General features: G+C 64.4%; 23 protein-coding genes. 2 read left to right on the top strand and 21 right to left on the bottom strand.

From position 1 onward, the window contains the following. Positions 1-11: 11 nt before the first annotated feature. The 15 genes from nusB to C6W55_RS04825 all read right to left on the bottom strand — a co-directional run bounded on the left by nusB (position 12) and on the right by C6W55_RS04825 (position 10278). Complete coding sequence (gene nusB, locus C6W55_RS04895; RefSeq protein WP_015254841.1) at positions 12-470, bottom strand: transcription antitermination factor NusB; 459 nt, start codon at positions 468-470, stop codon at positions 12-14. A 135-nt stretch (positions 471-605) separates the two neighbouring features. Continuing rightward, on the bottom strand, positions 606-839 hold the full coding sequence (locus C6W55_RS04890; RefSeq protein ID WP_015254842.1) for a DUF2273 domain-containing protein: 234 nt from the start codon (positions 837-839) through the stop codon (positions 606-608). Between the two features lie 15 nt (positions 840-854). Beyond that, entirely contained in the window at positions 855-1412 is a 558-nt protein-coding gene (amaP, locus tag C6W55_RS04885; protein ID WP_015254843.1) for an alkaline shock response membrane anchor protein AmaP, read from the bottom strand. Positions 1413-1490: 78 nt separating this feature from the next. Further along, the gene (locus C6W55_RS04880) at positions 1491-1901 is read right to left on the bottom strand and encodes an Asp23/Gls24 family envelope stress response protein (RefSeq protein ID WP_015254844.1); all 411 of its coding nucleotides are present in this window, start codon (positions 1899-1901) and stop codon (positions 1491-1493) included. A 288-nt stretch (positions 1902-2189) separates the two neighbouring features. Then, positions 2190-3557: an acetyl-CoA carboxylase biotin carboxylase subunit gene (gene accC, locus C6W55_RS04875; protein WP_286891737.1), complete on the bottom strand. Its 1368-nt coding sequence runs from the start codon at positions 3555-3557 to the stop codon at positions 2190-2192. A gap of 42 nt (positions 3558-3599) precedes the next feature. Continuing rightward, positions 3600-4091, bottom strand: a complete 492-nt coding sequence (gene accB, locus C6W55_RS04870) for an acetyl-CoA carboxylase biotin carboxyl carrier protein (protein WP_286891736.1) — start codon at positions 4089-4091, stop codon at positions 3600-3602. A gap of 290 nt (positions 4092-4381) precedes the next feature. After that, positions 4382-4984, bottom strand: a complete 603-nt coding sequence (locus C6W55_RS04865; protein ID WP_286891735.1) for a SpoIIIAH-like family protein — start codon at positions 4982-4984, stop codon at positions 4382-4384. Positions 4985-5017: 33 nt separating this feature from the next. Next, complete coding sequence (gene spoIIIAG, locus C6W55_RS04860; RefSeq protein ID WP_286891734.1) at positions 5018-5653, bottom strand: stage III sporulation protein AG; 636 nt, start codon at positions 5651-5653, stop codon at positions 5018-5020. 36 nt (positions 5654-5689) lie between these two features. Next, on the bottom strand, positions 5690-6469 hold the full coding sequence (locus C6W55_RS04855) for a stage III sporulation protein AF (RefSeq protein WP_286891733.1): 780 nt from the start codon (positions 6467-6469) through the stop codon (positions 5690-5692). A gap of 21 nt (positions 6470-6490) precedes the next feature. Beyond that, entirely contained in the window at positions 6491-7747 is a 1257-nt protein-coding gene (spoIIIAE, locus tag C6W55_RS04850) for a stage III sporulation protein AE (RefSeq protein WP_286891732.1), read from the bottom strand. Between the two features lie 5 nt (positions 7748-7752). Further along, positions 7753-8148 (bottom strand): stage III sporulation protein AD, encoded by a 396-nt coding sequence (spoIIIAD, locus tag C6W55_RS04845; protein ID WP_286891731.1) that lies wholly within the window; start codon positions 8146-8148, stop codon positions 7753-7755. A gap of 33 nt (positions 8149-8181) precedes the next feature. Beyond that, positions 8182-8385, bottom strand: a complete 204-nt coding sequence (gene spoIIIAC, locus C6W55_RS04840) for a stage III sporulation protein AC (protein WP_015254852.1) — start codon at positions 8383-8385, stop codon at positions 8182-8184. A gap of 14 nt (positions 8386-8399) precedes the next feature. After that, entirely contained in the window at positions 8400-8915 is a 516-nt protein-coding gene (gene spoIIIAB / locus C6W55_RS04835) for a stage III sporulation protein SpoIIIAB (protein WP_286891730.1), read from the bottom strand. After that, positions 8909-9904, bottom strand: a complete 996-nt coding sequence (spoIIIAA, locus tag C6W55_RS04830; RefSeq protein WP_015254854.1) for a stage III sporulation protein AA — start codon at positions 9902-9904, stop codon at positions 8909-8911. The genes spoIIIAB and spoIIIAA overlap by 7 nt, the downstream gene beginning before the upstream one ends. A gap of 107 nt (positions 9905-10011) precedes the next feature. After that, complete coding sequence (locus C6W55_RS04825; RefSeq protein WP_015254855.1) at positions 10012-10278, bottom strand: YqhV family protein; 267 nt, start codon at positions 10276-10278, stop codon at positions 10012-10014. A 173-nt stretch (positions 10279-10451) separates the two neighbouring features. Between C6W55_RS04825 and comA the strand changes: the two genes are divergently transcribed. Next, the gene (comA, locus tag C6W55_RS04820; RefSeq protein WP_286891729.1) at positions 10452-11303 is read left to right on the top strand and encodes a phosphosulfolactate synthase; all 852 of its coding nucleotides are present in this window, start codon (positions 10452-10454) and stop codon (positions 11301-11303) included. A gap of 84 nt (positions 11304-11387) precedes the next feature. After that, positions 11388-11852, top strand: a complete 465-nt coding sequence (locus C6W55_RS04815) for a DUF441 domain-containing protein (RefSeq protein WP_015254857.1) — start codon at positions 11388-11390, stop codon at positions 11850-11852. 82 nt (positions 11853-11934) lie between these two features. On the opposite strand, the gene C6W55_RS04810 is transcribed toward C6W55_RS04815, so the two are convergent. The 6 genes from C6W55_RS04810 to C6W55_RS04785 form a co-directional block, all read right to left on the bottom strand. Next, positions 11935-13188, bottom strand: a complete 1254-nt coding sequence (locus C6W55_RS04810; RefSeq protein ID WP_286891728.1) for an aspartate kinase — start codon at positions 13186-13188, stop codon at positions 11935-11937. A gap of 145 nt (positions 13189-13333) precedes the next feature. Continuing rightward, on the bottom strand, positions 13334-13891 hold the full coding sequence (gene efp / locus C6W55_RS04805) for an elongation factor P (protein ID WP_015254859.1): 558 nt from the start codon (positions 13889-13891) through the stop codon (positions 13334-13336). A gap of 58 nt (positions 13892-13949) precedes the next feature. Next, positions 13950-15026 (bottom strand): M24 family metallopeptidase, encoded by a 1077-nt coding sequence (locus tag C6W55_RS04800; protein ID WP_286891727.1) that lies wholly within the window; start codon positions 15024-15026, stop codon positions 13950-13952. Positions 15027-15031: 5 nt separating this feature from the next. After that, on the bottom strand, positions 15032-15496 hold the full coding sequence (gene aroQ / locus C6W55_RS04795; RefSeq protein ID WP_015254861.1) for a type II 3-dehydroquinate dehydratase: 465 nt from the start codon (positions 15494-15496) through the stop codon (positions 15032-15034). Between the two features lie 139 nt (positions 15497-15635). Next, a complete protein-coding gene (locus tag C6W55_RS04790; protein ID WP_286891726.1) occupies positions 15636-16751 on the bottom strand; it encodes a serine hydrolase domain-containing protein in 1116 nt (371 codons plus the stop codon). A gap of 11 nt (positions 16752-16762) precedes the next feature. Next, positions 16763-18832, bottom strand: a complete 2070-nt coding sequence (locus C6W55_RS04785; RefSeq protein ID WP_286891725.1) for an AraC family transcriptional regulator — start codon at positions 18830-18832, stop codon at positions 16763-16765.

The raw sequence follows: 18832 nt of genomic DNA, 5'->3' as shown, positions 1-18832 counted from the left end.
CCACTCCCTTTTCAAATTGGACGGTTCTGCTTCAATGTGTCGAGCTCGTCAAGGACCCGGCCAAGCACACCGTTGACGAACTTGCCCGAATCCTCGGTCCCGAAATGTTTCGCCAGCTCGATCGCCTCGTTCACCGCCGCCTTGGGCGGAACATCGTCCCGCCAGACGATCTCGTAGGCGGCCAGCCGCAGAATCTGCCGGTCGACGCGGGACAGCCTGTCCATCTGCCATCCGGTCAAATATTGCTGCAGCATTCCGTCGATCGCGGATCTTGCGCCGGTCACGCCTTCGACCAGCTCCAATGCCCGCGGCACCGCCTGCCGGAGAGCGGACCGCTCCGCGCCGAGCTCGCTGTCCTCCTGCGACGCTTCTTCCGCGATCATCGCAACCGCGTCCGCGGCGGTCACGTTGTTCATTTCCATCTGGTACAACGCCTGAACGGCGATCTCGCGCGCCAATCTTCGTCTCATACTGCCTCCCGATTGCTAACGGCCCGGCCTTGGAACCCGCGCCGAATCCTTGACTTTAACGAAAAAAACCTATGATCTCCTCCCTGCACCGAACGTAAGGCTGCCACCTCCGGCGCACGGAGGAAATCACAGGGTCTATCGGAACCAGCGCCACCTGTCGCCCAGCCATCCGGTCAGCCGATCCCAGGGAATCGCCGGTCCGGTCCGCTCGTCTTTCATTCTGCCTATGTAATACCCGATCCAAACGAGCAGCGCGAAAAACAGCATATCCCAGAAGCCCGCGATCAGATAAATGATGCCGAAAAACACGCCGGCCAGAACGCCGGCTGCCCGTCCCCCGTGCGTCGTCAGGAGATCCCTCCAGAACATGGCAGACTCCCCCTCTTATTCCACGCGGTTCTTGAACGTCTGGGTCCGCACGATGTTCGCGACAAAGACGGCAACATTCGCCACGGGAATTCCGGTAATTTCCTCAACGTAATCCTTGACGGACCGCTGGATTTCCTCCGACAGCGACGGAATGGGGCTGTCGCCGTCCACGACGGCGCGGATCGAAATGTCGATGCCGGCGTCGGTGACCCGGATGCGCGCGCGCAAATCCTGTACGCCGCGCTGGCGGGATGCCGCCTTGAGCGCCAGATTCTCGACGGTCTCGAGCGAAATGCGGATGTCTCCGAAGTCGGTCCGCTGATCGATCGACGGCGCGGCGCCTCCCCCGCGGCGAAGCGCAATATAGAGGAAGCGAAGGCTGATCAGCAGCGAGACGGCGGAGACGATGATGACGGCCGTGCGGACGCCCCATCCGTCATACAGCGAGCGGACCGACGCGATCGCATCCGAACTTTCGATGATGCCGGAAGCGGCGCCGAGCGCGGCGAACGAAGCCGCGAGGATGATCAGACTGTAGATGAACAGAAGCAGCTTGTCCAATACTCTGGCCAATTCGTCATCTCTCCCCATAATTAAAATCCCCCCGACGGGCGGCATGCCGTCCACGAGGGGAAAACCCGTGTAAAGCCGTTACTTCACCCGGTGTGTCTCTTCATCCTCCGTCTTCTCGGCCGTCTTGAAATGCACGTCATGGATGTGCACGTTCACCTCGACGACCGACAGGCCGGTCATCGTCTCGATCGACCGCTTCACGCTGCGCTGGATTTCGGAGGCGACTTCCGGAATCCGGTAACCGTATTCGACGACGATCGAGACATCGACCGCGGCTTCCTTCTGACCGACTTCGACTTTGACGCCCTTCGCCAGATTCTTCCGGCCGAGCAGCTCGGCGATGCCGCCGGCAATGCCGCCGCTCATGCCCGCAACGCCGCTGACTTCCACCGTCGCGAGTCCCGCGATCACCCCGATGACCTCCGGCGCGATCTGGATCGTGCCGATCTCCGTGCGTTCGAATTCGGCAGCTTCCGCAATGCTTTCCATGCTGCACCTCCCACTTCATGCTCTGACGCTTCCGCACGCCGGAGCTGTAAAACTCCGGCTGGGCGGAAACGTTCAGGGTACCGCTTCCGCGAGCCGAAGTTGAAAATCTCCGGCAGGGCGGAAACGTTCAGGGTACCGCTTCCGCGAGCCGAAGTTGAAAATCTCCGGCAGGGCGGAAACGTTCAGGGTACCGCTTCCGCGAGCCGAAGTTGAAAATCTCCGGCAGGGCGGAAACGTTAATTCAGAGCTTATCCGCGTTTATTTCTATACTATAACATTCGGCGGGAATTATGACAAACCCGTTTCGTCCGCGAACAAATCGTGCTCCTCGAGGAACTTGATATCGAAATCGCCGCGGACGAACACCGGATGGTTCAGCACCCTGAGATGGAACGGGATCGTCGTCTTGATGCCGTCGACCGCGAATTCGGCCAGCGCGCGCTTCATGCGCGCGATCGCCTCCTCGCGCGTCGGCGCCCAGACGATGAGCTTCGCGATCATCGAGTCGTAGTGGGGCGTGATGACAAACCCCGGATACGCGCTGCTATCAACGCGCACGCCGATGCCGCCCGGCGGCAGATAGAACTGCAGCGTGCCGGGAGACGGCATGAAGTTCCGCTCCGGATCTTCCGCATTGATGCGGCATTCGATCGCCCAGCCGTCGATCTTCAGATCCTCCTGCGTGAACGACAGCGGATGCCCTTCCGCGATGCGGATCATCTCGCGGATCAGGTCGACGCCCGTGATCATCTCCGTCACCGGATGCTCGACCTGGATGCGGGTGTTCATCTCCATGAAGTAGAACTGCCCGTCCGGTCCGAGCAGGAACTCGAGCGTGCCCGCCCCGACATAGCCGACCGCCCTCGCGGCACGCACGGCCGCCTGGCCCATCCGCTCCCGGAGTTCCGGCGTCAGCACCGGGCATGGCGCTTCCTCGATCAGCTTCTGCCGGCGGCGCTGCACGGAGCAGTCACGCTCGAACAGATGGACGACGTTGCCGTATTTGTCGGCCATGATCTGAATCTCGACGTGCTTCATGCCCGTCAGATATTTCTCGATGTAGACGCCGCCGTTGCCGAACGCCTTCTCGGCTTCCTGGCGGGCGGTCTCAATGCCGGCGATCAGCGCTTCCTCGTCTTCCGCGATGCGGATGCCGCGGCCGCCGCCGCCCGCCGTCGCCTTGATGATGACCGGATAGCCGATCTCGCGGGCGATGCGGACCGCTTCGTCCACATCGCTCACCAGCCCGTCGGAGCCGGGAATGACCGGCACATCCGCTTCCTTCATCGTCTGCTTCGCCGCCGATTTGTCGCCCATGCGGGCGATCGCTTCGGCCGGCGGGCCGATGAAGGTGATATTGCAGGACTCGACGATTTCCGCGAAATCCGCGTTTTCGGACAGGAAGCCGTAGCCCGGGTGGATCGCGTCGCACCCGGTCAGCGTCGCGACGCTCATGATGTTCGCGAAGTTCAGGTAGCTGTCCTTGAGCGGCGTCGGCCCGATGCAGTACGCTTCGTCCGCCAGCCGCACGTGGAGCGCGTCGCGGTCCGCCTCCGAATAGACGGCGACCGTACCGATGCCGAGCTCGCGGCAGGCGCGAATGATCCGGACGGCGATCTCACCGCGGTTGGCGATCAAGATTTTATCAAAGCTCAATTGTTGTTACCCCTTTCGACGATGCGTAAGCAGCCGCCGGCATCAGTCCGGCTTCACGAGGAACAACGGCTGTCCGTATTCAACCAGCTGCCCGTTCTCGACGAGCACCTCGACGATCTCGCCCCGCACTTCGGCCTCGAGCGGATTCATCAGCTTCATCGCCTCGAGGATGCAGACAACGGTCTTCTCCGTGACGCGGTCGCCCACATTGACGAACGGCGGCGCATCCGGCGAAGGCGCGCGATAGAACGTGCCGACCATCGGCGATACGATCTGGTGCAGGTTGCCCGCCCGGTCCGTAGCTTTGGCCGGTTCGGCGGGTGCGGCGACTTCGGGAGCCGGCGCGGAAACGGCGGCCGCCGGGGCAGCCGGTGTATGTGCAGGAACGGCTTGCGGCGCCGAAACATAAGCAACCTCGGCCTTGCCCGGCTTGCGGATGACCAGGCGCGAGCCTTCGTTTTCGACCTCCAGTTCCTGCACCGAAGTCGAATCGACCAGTTTGATCAATTCTTTGATCTCACTGAGTTTGAACATGAGCGCGTTTCACTCCTTAAGCGTCTGTACGCGGATGCGGCTGGCCGGTCCGCGCACCGGTTCCTTCACTGAACGTAAGTATTATAGCACAAACCTGAAGGAACTCGTACAACCTTTTTCCTGCCCTGCTAGCCGGGCGCCGTCACGGCCTTGTCTTCCAAGAAAAACGCCGGAGACGCGCTCCGGCGGCCGTCCGGCAGTCGGAGCATGCTCCGGACGGACATGTCCGGATTGAGCATGCTCCGAACGATCTCGCCCGGACGGAAAATGTCCCGAACGGACATCCCCCGTCAGGGCACATATTGCACCGACACCCGGTCGGCCGACACATCCATCGTCTTCATGACGAGGTCGACGATGTCGACCGCATCCTTCGTCTCCAGCTTCTCGCTCTGGACGACGACCTTGTACCGGTTGTTCTCCTCCGTCACGACGACGTTCGGGAAGCGGGACTGCAGCTCCTCCTCGATGCCGGTCATTTTCTCCTCTTTCTCCTCCAGACGGCTGAGCTGCTCCATCGCCGCCGACGATTCGCCCGGATCCAGGCTCGTGTCCGAGATGATGCCGTACAGACGCTCCGCCTCTTCCGCGAGCGCTTCGGTGCGCGCGTATTGCAGTTTCGCGATGTAATCGCCGCCCGACGAGTCGATGCCCTGCGCTTCGAGCTGGCGGAGCACTTCGGCTTCCTCCTCCGTCAGGCCGCCCGACCCGTCTGCCGCCCATTCGCTTCCCGGCTCAACCTCATCGACGACGATGCCGTGATCTTCCGCCGCCGCGTGCTGGCCTTCGGGCGAACCCGTGTCGAGATCTTCGGTGAACAAATAATACGCCGACAGCACGACCATCAGGCTCAACATCGATACCAGCCAAATCGTCTGCCTTCTCGTGTTCATGATTCCATATCCTCCCCCGTGAATGCATGGTATTCAACCCGTCTTGCGCGGCACGACAGAGATGCGGCCTGCCGGAACGCCGGTGCCTTTCTGCACGGCGTCGAGAATGAGCGCGCGGACCGTCTTGTTCTCCGCACCCTTCGCGACGACGAGAATGCCGCGGATTTTCGGCTGGATCCGCTTGACGACGACCGGCGTCTGCCCGCCCGACACCTCGTAGAGGACCACCGAGCCGTCCTGCGTGATCTGCGTGATGTGCCGGGTTCCGCCCTGCCCGTCCGTCTCGTCGGTCTGCTGCCGCGTCATCCGGCCGTTCTTCTCATAGACGATTTCTTCCGTCGAATCCACGGTGACGAGTACATCGACCGTGCCGACGCCCACGATTTTCTCCAGCATCTCCTTGAGTCTCGCCTCGAGCGGCTGCTCGATCGCTTCGAACGGCGAGACGTGCGCCGGTTCGCGGCTCAGAAAAACCTCTTCGCCCTCCGGGGGCGGGCCGGCTGCGCCGCCATCCGGTTCGACGCCGCGCAGCGAGATGAACGAATTGACGAGCAGAAGCGCCGCCCCCAGACCGCCGATGAGCAGCAGCCAGCGCAGCGATCGGACGCGCTTCTCCCCGTCCGGCCCTCCGCCGACGATCCGTTCAAGCCCATCCAGCCATTTCGCCACCCGGAATCCCTCCCGCTCGACTTGCTGCCGGCCGCCTCAGGCCGGCATCCACACCGTTATCCGTTCCGGCTCCACCCCCCAACCTTGGTGAACGACCGCCTTGATGACGGCGGCCGCTTCGGCGGGCGCCGCCTTGAGCCCTTCCGGCGCCCGCCCGGCCTCGCCGGTCTCGCCGGCGTCCGGGCCGAATGCGGAGACAGCGCCGCCGCCTGCGCCGATGCTGACGCGCACGGCGTCCACCGGATCGACGGGCTCGATCGGCCCGATCCGGATCTCTCCGCCGGTTCGATCCCCGTCTTCGCCACCCGTTTCATCCGCCGTCGACCCGGTTTCTTCCGCCACAGCCTGCTCCGATGCCCGGCCGGCCTCCAGCACGATCATGATCGACACGATCTCGGCGCCGCCTGCGCCGCTTGCGATTTCGGCCGTGACCTCCCGCGCCTTCGGGCCGTCCAGCCGGTTCACCGCCTCGCGGATCGACGTCTCGAGCGTCCGCTTCGCAAGCTCGGCCGTCTGCCGTTCCTGCCGGTCGCGCAGCGCGTAGGCTTCGCGCCGGATCTCGTCGAGGCCCGGCATCCGCGACGTCGACGCGCCCGCCGACGCGCTCCATCCGGCGAAGCCCCGGCCGAGCAGCCGCTCCGGATCTTCCTGGAACAGTTTCAGCAGCGGGCCGAGCATTGCCGTCAGGACGATGAGGCCGAGCGCAAGCCGCGTGTACCGCTCGTACGCCTTGCCGGGTACAAGCAGGTCGACGACCGCGGCGAGGAGGAGAACGGCGAGAATCTGCTTCAGCCAATCGCTCAGCCACGCCATCATGCGGCATGCCTCCCCTCGGTTTCAGCGGATCATGAGCGCCGCGTTGCCCGCGGCCAGCATGATCGTGACGGCGAGGAAGAACATCATGCCGACCGCCGCCACGGAGGCGAACACGTACACCATCGTCTTGCCGATCGTCTCGAGGCAGATCACGATCGGACTTGACCCGAGCGGCTGCAGCACGGCCGCCGACAACCGGTAGATGACGGCCAGCGCGATGATCTTCACCGCCGGGAACAGGCACAGGAAGAGCAGAATGACGACGCCCGCGATGCCGATCGCGTTCTTGACGATGACCGAAGCGCTGAGCACGGTGTCGGCTGCGTCGGAGAACATCCGGCCGACGACCGGCACGAAATTGCCGGTGACGAACTTGGCGGTGCGGAGCGCCACGCCGTCCGTGACCGAGCCGGTCGCGCCCTGCACCGTGATGACGCCGAGAAAGACGGTGAGCAGCGCGCCCAGGGTGCCGATGCCGATCGAACGGAGCAGATCCGCCAGCTGCGTCGCCTTGAACCTTTCCGAAAGCGAACTGGCGATGTGCAGCACCGCCGAGAAGAACAGCAGCGGGAACACGACCGTGTGGATCAGGGCGCCGACCGCGTAGATCATGAACACGATGAGCGGATGCATCACCGTCACGGTGACAACGTTGCCCATGGAAGCGAGCAGCGTCAGCAGGAGCGGCACCATCGCCATCATGAACTGGACCATCCCGCCGATCGCGTCCCTGGCGTAGCCGATCGCCGCATTGAAGCTGTTCGCCGCCAGCACGAGCAGCACCATGTAGGCGACGGCGTAGGCGGCCTTGCTGACCGCGCCGCGCTCGAACGCGGACTGGACGGTCTCGAGAATCATGCAGAAGACGGTCAGCAGCACGATCGTGCCGATCAGCCGCCCGCTGTAGATCACCTCGTGCAGCAGGTAGCGGACGATCCCGGTCAGCGCGTCGCCGACGTCGAGCTTTTTGCCGCCCGGCATGATAAGGTCCATGAAGCCCGGCACCTCGCGATCCGGGAAAAATCCGCCGTATTCGCGCATCAATTCGGTCCAGTACGCCTCGATCGCGCCGGTGTCGATCGCTTCGAGCTGTTCCTCCGTCAGCCGCCGCGACAGTCCGCCGTCCGCCTGGTCCGCGTCCGCTTCCGCGCCGTCCCCGTAAGACGAAGAGGGCAGGCTGGCGGGAGGCGGCTGGCCCAATGCCGCGGCGACCGCCGGTTCCGCGCCGGCCGCAAGGAGGAGCCAGAGAACCGGCATCGCGAGCAGCAGCAGGCGCAAGAGCCTTACCTCCCTTCGGGCAGCATCCCGATGACCGTCTCGATGATGACGCCAATGATGGGGATGGCCAGGACGAGGATGAACACCCGTCCCGCGGCCTCGATCTTCGACGCCACGCTTTCCTGTCCCGCGTCCCGCACGATCTGCGCGCCGAATTCGGCGATATAGGCGATGCCGATGATCTTCAGCACCGTCTCGAGATAGATGCCCGGAATGCCCGAACGGTCGGCCAGCCGCTGCAGCATTGCGATGACCTCTTCGATCCTGCCCGCCAGCGCAAGGAATACGTACAGTCCGGTGAACGCCGCGAGGAGGAATGCGAACAGCGGTTTCTGCTCCCGGATGACCAGAATGAGCACCGCTGCGACCAAACCGAGCCCGACCAATTGGATGATGTCCACGCGCGTTCACCCGTCCCATGCGTCCTTGACCGGCTACTGGAACAGAAAGATCGCCTTGATCTCCCGGAAAAGATCGTTCAGCAGCCGGACGACCATAAAAAGCACGACCACGAATCCGATCAGGGTTACCCAATGCGCCATGTCTTCCTTGCCCATCTGCTTGAGCACCGTGTGAATCATCGCGATGATGATGCCGATGCCCGCGATCTGGAAAATGGCGCTGACGTCGATACTCATTGCCCGGCCTCCCGCTACAACATGAGAATGACGACAAGCAGCGCAGCCATGAAACCAAGGCTTCTCCACATCTTGCCGTAGCGGGCCTGCTCGTCCCGCGCCTCGGCTTCTTCGGCCTGCAGCAGCGCGGCCGCCAACCGCAGATGCCGAATCTGGTCCTCCCGGTCGCTGATGCCGAGCGCGTCGCCGAGCCGGATGACCGCCGACCGCTCCGGCTCGCGCATCGCGGTAAGGGACCAGCCTTCGTCGACCGCCGCGCGCAATGCGTCGCGGACGGCAGCGCCGCCTGCGCGCAGCCGCTCCGCTGTGCGATGGAAAAGCGAGGCGACCGGTCCCGCCGCGCCCGCCGCGGCGCGCTCGAGCGCTTCCGGCAGCGGCGTGTGGCCGAAGCCGATCTCGGTCTCCAGCCGCTGCAGCGCGTGGAGCAGCTGCCGGATCTGCGCCGTGCGGTCCGCGTACCGGGCGGCCTGGCGGAAGCCGATCAGCGTGCCGGACAGCAGCACGAGAATGGCGCCGGCCAGCTTCAGCATGCTCCAGCGCCTCCCGCTAGCCCGGTCGGCTCGCGCGCCGCCGGAATCGGCCGTACGACGCGGAACGAGGTTGCGGCGCCGCGGCGCCTCAGCTCGACGACGGCCGCGAAGGTTCCCTCGTCGATGAGCCGGCGGATCGCCGTGCGTCCGCGCGCGTCCTGCAGATCGCTTGCGTGCGCCGTCGCGATGACCGGCACGCCGGCGTGCGCCGCCTCGCGGATCGCTTCGGCGTCCTCCGGCCGCCCGATCTCGTCGGCGGCCAGCAGTTCGGGCGACATCGAACGAAGCAGCATCATCATCCCCTCCGCCTTCGGACAGGCGTCCAGCACGTCGGTGCGCGGCCCGACGTCGAACACCGGCACGCCCCGGACGCACGCGGCGATCTCGGACCGCTCGTCGACGACGCCGACCTTGCGCGCCGGCCAGTCCCGCGCCTCCGGCATCGGCCAGCTGCCATAGCTGACGGACCGGATGATGTCGCGCAGCATCGTCGTCTTCCCTTGCTGCGGCGGCGCGACGATCAGCGTCGACATCAGGCTGCGGCGCGCGCGGTCGGCGATGTGCGGCAGGAGCCTTGCGGCGGCGCCGCGGACGTCGCGGGCGACGCGGATGTTGAACGCGCCGATGTCGCGCAGCCCCTTGACGGAGCCGCCTTCCAGCACCGTTCTTCCCGCCAGGCCGATCCGGTGGCCGCCGGGCACCGTGACATACCCGCGGCGCAGCTCTTCCTCCATCGCGTAGAGCGAGTGGTTGGTGATCCGCTCGAGCAGGCGGGCGCACAGCTCCGCGGTCGGCCGGTAGCCGGCCGCCGGGTCGTCGGAGACCGTTCCGGCCGCCGTTACGAATGCGAAGCCTTCGCCATGGCCGATCTCGAGCGGCCTGCCCTGCCGGATGCGGATCTCTTCCAGCCCGCCCAGAACGGATGCGGGCAGGGAGCGGATCAGCGACGCAAGCTCCGCGGGCAGAAGATTCAGCAAGCCGTCGAGCATCTTTCTCCCCCCTTTGAGGGCCGCTTGCCGCTGCGGTACTTGTCTCATCTATATGCCGCCGGAATCGCGGATTATGCCAGGCACGTCCGGGAATGCCGGACGAGATGCTATTTTTTGAGAATGCCGATCAGGAGACAGGTGACGCCGGCCGTAATCCACACCAGCTTCGACGGCGACAGCTTGTCCGCCAGGCCGGCGAGCCCGACCGCCGTTGTCGTCAGCAGCACGATCGGCCCTACAAACGCCAGCGACGAATTGACGACGAGCGCCTTGTCCACCTGGTTGAGCCTGAGCATGAGCAGCGCGGCGAGCATCTCGATGCTGCCCGACAGGAGCCGGAGCGTCGCCATCGCCAGCACGAATTTGTTGATCATGTGGCCCACCTCCGTTGGACCGTACCGTAAACGGCCGGTCCCTACACTGTATGCAGGCTCGTCCCGCCGCATGCCGGGCACCTGCCCTCGCCGGGATGCATATATTGCTCGCGAGGTTGGCGATAGGCCCATAACGATAGGCCCATAATTTGAAATGCAAGGAGAATCGGAGGATGAAACTTACCCCACGAGGGGCGTGGTCCCCCCTGCTGTTCGACCCGGTCGGCGAACGCTCGGGTCTCCGGGCTGACAGCGCAGACGGTCTTGACCTTAAGCGTTCAGGCGGCAAGACGATGGTGATCGACAAGGGCGTCGGCTGGCATGCCTACTGCGACATGATCGACGCCGCCGGTGCCTACATCGACATCATCAAGCTGGCATTCGGCACGTCCGTGCTCTATCCGACGGACCTGCTGCTCCGGAAAATCGGATATGCCCGGCGGAACGGCATCACCGTCATTCCCGGCGGCACCCTGCTGGAGACGGCGGTCCGGCATGACGCCGCATCGGCGTTTTTCGACGCGGTCTGCGCCCTCGGTTTCGACGGCATCGAAGTGTCGGAAGGCACGATCGAGCTCGGCCGCAGGGAGCGGACGGCGCTCATCCGCGAAGGACGGGCGCGCGGGCTGACCGTCTTTGCGGAATTCGGGAAGAAGGAAGCGGGGTCGGCGATCAATCCCTTTGCGCTTGCCGACGCGGCCGAGGCGGACTGGGACGCGGGGGCTTCGCTGGTGACGATCGAAGCCCGGGAATCCGGCACGGTCGGCATGTTCGACGGCGACGGCCGGCCGGATCCGGCCGTGTTCGAACAAATCATCAAGTTGATCACGGACACGGATCGGCTCATGTGGGAAGCACCGCGGAAGGAACAGCAGGTGTTTCTCATCCGCGCGGCCGGGCCGAATGTCCATCTCGGCAACATTGCGCCCGGGGATGTGCTGACGCTGGAAGCGATGCGGAGGGGGCTGCGAAACGATACGTTCATGATGCATAGGGAACCGGCAGCCCTCGAGTACATGATCTGACGGCATGCATCCGGCGGCTTGGACATACAATGGAGCGAAGCCGCCGAAAGCCCAAACCAAAGGCGGCTTCGGGAGAGAACGCCCGTGACCGGAGAAATCATCCTCGTCGCCCTGATCATCGTCGGCATCGTCGGCAGAAGTCCGATCATCTCGACGGCCGCCTGCATGCTGCTCATCATCAAACTCGTCCATCTGGACCGGTACCTCCCGTTGCTCGAGCGGCGCGGGCTCGAACTCGGCCTGCTCTGCCTGACGTTCAGCGTGCTCGTGCCGTTCGCGACGGGACGCATCCAATGGAAGGAAATCCTCGCCGCCTTCTCATCCTGGCCGGGATGGCTCGCGCTGCTCGGCGGCGCCCTCGCCACCTATGTCAACGGCAAGGGGCTGGAGATGCTCCGGTTCGATCCGCAGCTCATCGTCGGCATGGTCATCGGCTCGATCCTCGGCATCGTCTTCCTGCGCGGCATCCCGGTCGGTCCGCTCATGGCGGCCGGCATTACCGTCATCTTGTACAAGCTGCTCACGTTCATCGCGGACCGGGTGACATGACAAGCGCATGAAAAAACCGCCCGCTTCGGACAGCGGACGGTTGATTTTATCAGCAGACCAATGATTGCGATCAGCGGCGAGATCAGCGGCGCTCCTGCGGACCGCCGACGAACGCCTGCTCGTTCGTGTCGAGACCGTACGCGGTGTGGAGCGACCGGACGACATCGTTCAGCGGCTCCGCGTCGATGACGCAAGACACCTTGATCTCGGACGTGCTGACCATCTTGATGTTGACGCCGAGGCTGCTGATCGTCTGGAACATCTGCGCGGCGACGCCGGGGTTCGAGACCATGCCCGCGCCGACGATCGACACCTTCACCAAGCCGCTCTCGCTCGTCGCTTCGCGGTAGGGCACCGCGCTCCGCACCTCTTCGATGACGCGCATGGCCGCGTCAACGACATCACCGGACACGGTGAACGAGAAATCAGCTTTGCCGTCCTGCACGCCGCTCTGCACGATAATGTCGACATCGATGCCGGCGTCGGCGAGGGCGCCGAACACTTTCGCCAGCACGCCCGGCACGTCCTCCACACCCATGATGCTGATGCGGGCAACATTTTTGTCATAGGCGATGCCGCGGACGACAATGCCTTGTTCCATCGCTGCTTCCTCCTTCACTTGCGTACCTTCACGGTCCGTGAAGCTCGAGCGGACGACGAGCGTCACGTTGTACTGCTTCGCGTATTCGACTGCGCGCGGATGGAGCACCGCGGCGCCGAGATGGGCGAGCTCCAGCATTTCGTCGTAGGTGATGGCGTCCAGCTTGCGGGCGTTGCGGACAACCCTCGGGTCGGTCGAGAACACGCCGTCGACGTCCGTGTAGATCTCGCACAGATCGGCTTTCAGGGCGGCGGCCAGCGCAACGGCCGTCGTGTCCGAGCCGCCGCGGCCGAGCGTCGTGATCTCGCCCGCTTCCGTCACGCCCTGGAACCCGGCCACGATGACGATGCGGCCTTCCTTCAGCCCGGCATGGACCCGATCCGGCGCGATGCCCGTGATCTTCGCCCGGCCGTGAACCGGCTCTGTCGTGATGCCGGCCTGCCAGCCGGTCAGCGACATCGATTCGCCGCCCATCGCCTTGATCGTCATGGCGAGCAAAGCGATCGACACCTGTTCCCCGGTCGTCAGCAGCATATCCATCTCGCGCGCCGGCGGGTTCGGATTGAGCTGCTTCGACAGGTCGATCAGGTCGTCCGTCGTATCCCCCATGGCCGAGACGACGACGACGATGTCATGCCCCTCCCGCTGCCGCGCCAGGATACGCCCGGCGACGTGCCGCATTCGCTCCGGCGTGCCGACCGAGCTGCCGCCGAATTTCATTACGATCAACGACAATGCTGTCTCACTCCTATCCGAATCAATCACATACAGGTCAATATTATAGCATCAAGACAGATGTCCGGTATAGAAAATTTCACACCTTGCCGCGCCGGCTGCATGAGAAAGCCGTCCGGCGTTCCGGACGGCCTGCTTCCGCACATCAGGCGCGGGAAATGTATTTGCCTTCGCGGGTGTCGATCAGGAGCACGTCGCCTTCGTTGATGAAAAGCGGCACCTGAACGTTCAATCCGGTCTCCAGCTTCGCGTTCTTCGTCGCGCCCGTCGCCGTGTTGCCGCGGATGCCGGGCTCCGTCTCGACGACTTTGAGCTCGACGCTGTTCGGCAGATTGATGCCGATGATTTCGCCCTGGTAGCTTACGATGTGAACGTTCATGTTCTCTTTCAGGAAGTTGATCTCCCATTCAAGCTGCTTCTTGTCCAGCGTGAACTGGTCGAACGTCTCGTTGTCCATGAACGTGTATTCGTTGCCGGAGTTGTACAGGTATTGAACCTCGCGGTTTTCGATCTGCGCCCGGTTCACGTTCTCGCCCGCGCGGAACGTTTTCTCGACGATGTTGCCGTTGCGCAGATTTTTCAGTTTCGAACGGACGAACGCCGCGCCTTTGCCCGGTTTCACGTGCTGGAATTCGAGAACGGAGAAAATTTCACCGTCCACTTCAATCGTAAGACCGGTTCTGAAATCGTTGACTGAAATCACTTTTTCTCTTCCTCCCTGCATCATTGGAGCCGGCGCTGCCGGCCCGCCTTGCCTTGGCCTACCCCGTCGCGAAGAACGATTTCGGGGATGAAGTTAACACGCGGATCCCGGTATCCGTGACGACGACGTCGTCTTCGATCCGTACGCCGCCGAATCCCGGAATGTAGATGCCGGGCTCGACGGTCACGACCATGCCGGGCTCGAGCACCGTGTCGCTGCGCTGCGACAGTCTGGGCGCTTCGTGGATCTCCAGGCCGATGCCGTGGCCCGTGCCGTGTCCGAAAAACTCACCATAACCATACCTTGTGATCACATCCCGCGTCAAGGCGTCCGCCTCGCGTCCCGTCATGCCGGGCTTGATGTTCGCGAGCGCGTGCTCCTGCGCCTCGAGCACGATCGCGTAGATTTCCCTGTGGCGGTCGGTCGGCTCGCCGACGACGATCGTGCGCGTCAGGTCGGAGCAATATCCCTGATAGAGCGCGCCGAAATCGAACGTCACGAACTCGCCCGGCTGCAACTTGCGGCTTCCCGCGACGCCGTGCGGCATCGCCGAGCGCTCGCCGGAGGCGACGATCGTGTCGAACGACGGGCCGGAGGCGCCGTTCTTGCGCATGAACGACTCCAGCTCGGCGGCGAGGTCCAGCTCCGTCACGCCCGGGCGGACGAAATGGAGGATGTGCGCGTAGGCCGCGTCCGCGAGCTTCGCCGCTTCCCGGATCACGGCGATCTCGTCCTCGTCCTTCCTGACCCGGAGCTTCTCGGCGAGCCCGTCGACGGGCACCAGCTCCACCGGCGCGAGCGCCTTCGACCAGGAGGACCAGTCGGCGTACGACACCTGCCGCTCCTCGAATCCGAGCTTCTTCACGCCCGCTTCGGCGAGCAGCCCCTTCACGGTGTCCATCATGTCCGGCGCGTGCTCCACAACCCGGTAATCGGGCGCTTGCGCCGGCGCCTGCGTCATGTAGCGGAAATCGGTCAGCAGATACTGGCCGCGCGGCGTGAACAGCAGCGCGCCGGCCGTTCCCGTGAAGCCGCTCAGGTAGCGGCGGTTGACGGCTGAAGCCACGAGCATCGCCTCGAGGCCGGCCGCCTCGAGCGCCTCGCGAAACGCGGCGATCCGTTTGCCTGTGTTCATCCTCGTCACGCTCCCCCGCCGCCCGATGCGGCCCGCGCTTCGATCTCCCGGACGAGCGCCATGAGCCCCAGCTCGTAGCCGAGGGCGCCGAAGCCGGCGATCTGGCCGGCGGCGACCGGGGCGATGACCGACACGTGCCGGAACGGCTCGCGCTTGTGGATGTTCGACAGATGCACTTCGACCACCGGCAGCGCGACGGCGCTGAGCGCGTCGCGCAGCGCGTAGCTGTAGTGCGTCAACGCGCCGGGATTGATCAGGATGCCGTCCACCCGTCCGAACGACGCGTGGATCCGGTCGATCAGGGCGCCTTCGTGGTTCGACTGGAAGCATTCGATTTCGACGCCGAGCCTGCCCGCCGCCTCGCGCAGCGACGCTTCGATCGACTCCAGCGTGACCGTCCCGTAGATGCCGGGTTCCCTGACGCCGAGCATGTTCAGGTTCGGTCCGTTCAGCACCAGCACTTTCGGCATGTCGCACCTCTCGCTTTGCAGCCTGCACAAAGATACAAGACATTTTATCACAGTCCGGTCACTTTTGAGAAGCGGACACCGGCGGCGGCGGGGCGTAAACGGCTCGAAGGCCCGGGCGGACGGCCCGGGCCTTCGAGCTTCACGCTTCGAACAAGATTCGCTCGGTCTCCCGCATCATGCGGTTTTTGAGCTCGTGGCTTCCTTCCCGCTCCTCGTTGCTCATGTAAATGACGACGATGTCCCGGTCCAGCCAGCGGTCGAATTCGGCGCTGTATCCGGGCCAGTAGCCGGCGTGCGACACCTTCCTTCCCCGCCGCGAATCGTCCGCGACGAACCAGCCGAGCCCGTTCCTGGCGGACGATCCGTCGTTAAGCCGCGCCGGCCGGTACGCCTCCCCGAGCGCGGCGCGGCCGAGCAGCTCCTCCGTCCGGAGCACCCGGTCCCAGCGCAGCAGCTCGGCGGCCGAGGCGTGGACGTTGCCGTCGCCCTGGATCGCGTCGAGGTACCAGACGAACTCCCAGCCCGGCACCGTATGGGGCGGGACGGCTTCCCCGTCTTCCCTTATCCAGTGTCCGACCGCATAGTCGGCTAGCCGCTCCGCGCGATCGGAATGCCGGCATTCGGTCAGCCGCGCAAAGCCGCACGGGCGGAAGATGCGCCGCTCGAGAAAATCGTGGAACGGGACGTCCGCGACTTTCTCGATCAGCATCGCAAGCAGCATGTAGCCGGTGTTGCTGTAGCAGTTTCTCTCCCCCGGCGGAAAATCCGGCTCCGGCTGCGCCTCGCAAATGTTCCTTAGCAGGCCGGCGTTGTCCGCCTGGACGGTTCGCTCCTTCGGCGTTTCGATCAGACCCTTGCGCACGAGCGGGATATAGTTCGGAATGCCCGACGTATGGGCAAGCAATTGGCGGATCGCGGCGCCCCGCCAGGGAAGTTCGGGAAACCAGCGGTCGATCGGCTCGTCCAGACGAAGCCGGCCTTCCTGGACGAGCAGCAGGACGGCCGCCGCCGTGAACGTCTTGCCGACCGACGCGACGTTGAACATCGTGTCCGCGGTCAGGCGGCGCCGGCGGTACCGGTCCGCCCAGCCCGCGGTCACGTCGGCGATCGGCTCGCCGTCCTTGGCGACGAGCAGCCTGCCGTTGAACCATCCCTGCTCCGCACAGGCTTCGAACAGACGCCGGATGCGTTCGCCTTTTTCCGTCCAGGCCGGCATGCGGTACGGGCCCGCGCCGACGCTTTTGCCTCTGCCCATGACGCCCGGCCTCACGACGTGAAGCTCCTGACGAGCTCGGCGATCGCGTGGCGGATTGCGAACGGCCCGTTCGTCGCCGCGGCGATGTCGATGAAATGGACGTTGCCGTTCTTCACGGCCTTCAGGCTGTTCCAGACGCCGTTCTTTTCGAACTCCGCGATCTTGGCCTCATACTCCGACGTGTACTCGAAGATGACGAGATGATCAGAGTCCATCCCGGCGAGCCCTTCCAGGCTCACCACCTGCCAGGTTTCCGGATAGCCTTCGGGAGCCGTGAGCCCGAGCCCGTCCTCGACTTCGTAGTAGAACTTGTACGGTTTCGTCCCCATCGCCCCGAACTGCTGCGGCCCGGCGATCCTGAGCAGCGCCGTCGTCTCGCCGCGGTACGGCTCCAGTTTCCGGTTCGCGTCCCGCATCGCCTGCTTCAATTCGGCGATGTAGCTTTCGGCCTTGTCCTCCTTGCCGATCAGCGCGGCGTATTCCCGGAGCCGGTCGTCCCATTCGCCGGCGCTTTCGAACATGACGACGGGCGCGATCGCGTTCAACTGGTCGTACACTTCCTCATGGAGCCCGAGCGTGCCGATAATGAGGTCCGGCTCAACCTCCAGCAGCTTCTCCAGATCCGGCGACACGACGTCGCCGAGATCGGCCACATCCGCGTTCGCGGCGTAATCGCCGATCGTGACCCTGAACTCCCGCAGAATTTCCGCTGCCAGCGGGGACGCCACGGGCGGCACGTCGAGCGCGAAGAAATATTCCATCTCGGCGAAATGGCCGACGGCGATCCGCTCCGGCTGCTTTTCGATCATGATCTCCTTGCCGGTGTCGTCGACGAACGTGCGCGGGAACGCCGCGGCTTCCGCTTCCGTTCGCATCCCGCCCGACGATTGCGCCGCGTCGGACGATTGCGCCCCGACCGATGTCTGCGCCCCGTTCGCCGGATTGGCGGCCGCCGGTTCGGTCCCGCTTCCGCCGCCGTCCGTCTGCCCCGAAGAGCAGGCGCCGAGCAGGGCGGCCAGCCCGAGCGCCGCCAGTTTGCCCTTCGCTTTGCCTAGGTTCAGCATGTCTTCTTCCCTTGCTCCTTCGATTGTGGATCTCTGATAATGATTCTCAATTCTATCAAGAGGATAGTCGATGGAGGCGGCAGGGTCAATGTCCGAATCGGACCCGTCATATGGACGATTCGCATATGGATGCGCGGCAATCGGACGCTCCGCGCCCGGATGTTCCGCGACGGGATGATCGGCGTCCGGCATCGCGCGCGCCATGAGCCGGTATCGGTTCGGCGGCATGCCGGTCAGCCGCTTGAACAGGCGCATGAAATAGAACATGTCGGCGTACCCGACACGCTCGGCGATCTCCTTCACGGACGATTCCGTCGTGCGCAGCAGCCGCTTCGCGTGCTCGATCCTGCACCGCGTCAGAAATTCGAGCGGCGTGTACCCCGTCCTGCGCTTGATCAGCTTCGCCAGATGCCGCTCGCTGTAATGGAACCGCTCCGCGATTCCGGCGACGCTGATCGGCTCGTGGTGGTGCAATTCGATATAGCGGATGATCCGGTCGGCGACGGACTGCCCGCTTCCCCGGGCGTGGCTCTCCGCCTGCTCGATGATTTCGTGGAACAATTGGTACAGCCGCCCCTTCAGGTTCAGGCCCGCGACCATGGGCCGTTCCCTGTCGCTCCATCCCTTCAGGATCTCTGCCACCTGCTCCTGGATCGCGAGCGGATTCGGCGGCGGAAAACCGAACGTGACCGCGGCGTCCGGCATTTCCCCGTCCGGCTGCCGGTACGGGAACGCGGGCCAGCACTGATAGTCGATCCCGCAGATTTCCACCGCGTCGGAAAGCAGCCGGCAATGGACCGCCTGCCCCCTGCCCGCGTGGATCACGCAGCAGCCGTCCGCGTGGAATTCCCGATCGCCGACGCGATGGACGGCCCGGCCCCGCATGTGGACGATGAACCGGTTCGCCCGCAGCAAGACGGGTTCCGGCGGCGCGAGACGGTCCAACCTGCGGAAATCGACGCCGACCAACCGGATATAGGACTGGTTCCATACTTTCAGCAAATGATTCCATTCCAT

The sequence above is a fragment of the Thermobacillus sp. genome (assembly GCF_003390775.1).
GTDB lineage: Bacteria > Bacillota > Bacilli > Paenibacillales > Paenibacillaceae > Thermobacillus > Thermobacillus xylanilyticus.
The sequence above is the reverse complement of the archived record's forward strand: the minus strand, read 5'-3'. Positions and strand labels throughout refer to the sequence as shown.